The 940-nt window shown below is 37.2% G+C and carries 1 protein-coding gene; it reads right to left on the bottom strand.

Annotation, left to right across the window (positions count from 1 at the left end):
• Window positions 1-15: 15 nt before the first annotated feature.
• Entirely contained in the window at window positions 16-867 is an 852-nt protein-coding gene (locus tag ACTS4L_RS11335; RefSeq protein ID WP_440618026.1) for a lipase family protein, read from the bottom strand.
• Window positions 868-940 lie beyond the last annotated feature (73 nt).

Raw genomic sequence — 940 nt, 5'->3', positions numbered from 1 at the left:
TAAGGAGCGCTGAAACTACGCATTCAGTGCGAGACAAAAACAGCAGTTAAGAGCCATATAAAGTTGGACGTAACACATTGGAAAGATTTCCGTTCGAGACAGAGCATCATCCTTCATTAAATCTAGTGAATGATTACTTGCCAAATTACTTCCTTCATATATTTGACTCATCTTTAGAGACTTTCCAACATGCTTATACCCTAAACTTCCCATAGGAACAGCTGATACAGGATCGCCCTTTCTCCACAATCTCAATGCATTATCACCTAAAATTTCATTAACCTTTTCTGCACTATCATTATCAAAAACTCTTGGAGAGTTAAAAGTAATTAACTTGACTTTAGCCGTTGCCTCTAAATTCTTTACCTTAATATCACCTATTAAATCTATAGCAGCTAAAGATGCAAGCGCTCCACCCAAACTGTGGCCTGTAACAAGTATATCTACTGCCTTATTTCTTGTTTGTGCTTGATGAATATATTGATTCAACAGTTCCAGAAAATCATTCCTACCCTGAGAATACCTTTGATAAAACCCATTATGCACTCGGCTCCCATTGACACTTCCGTGTAGAGTTGCCTTGATTTTCGATGCCTTTAGATCTGTCATGATATCACTAACATTTTCAGTCCCATGAAATGCAACCAAGATTTGGTCATTTTGATTATCTTGACCCTTTTTATAATAAACAATACCAGCAGGTTGTTGTTGTTGATCTACAGTGTAAGTAAATTTTAAAAATTCATCGAATTGCTCTTTTAATTCTGCGCGAGCTTTATTGCCAACATCAAGGATTACCTTACTAGCAAAAATTCCATCTTCTTCAAACCCTTCTGGATTATTATAATCAGAAAAGGTCTCGTCCACGGCTGTCCCATCTAAAAACCTTGAGCCAAAATAGTGCTTAAAGTCTGATTTCCCCAGGCTGCTTTCTTACGCA

Source organism: Cysteiniphilum sp. 19S12-1 (assembly GCF_052030685.1).
GTDB lineage: Bacteria > Pseudomonadota > Gammaproteobacteria > Francisellales > Francisellaceae > Caedibacter.
The sequence above is the reverse complement of the archived record's forward strand: the minus strand, read 5'-3'. Positions and strand labels throughout refer to the sequence as shown.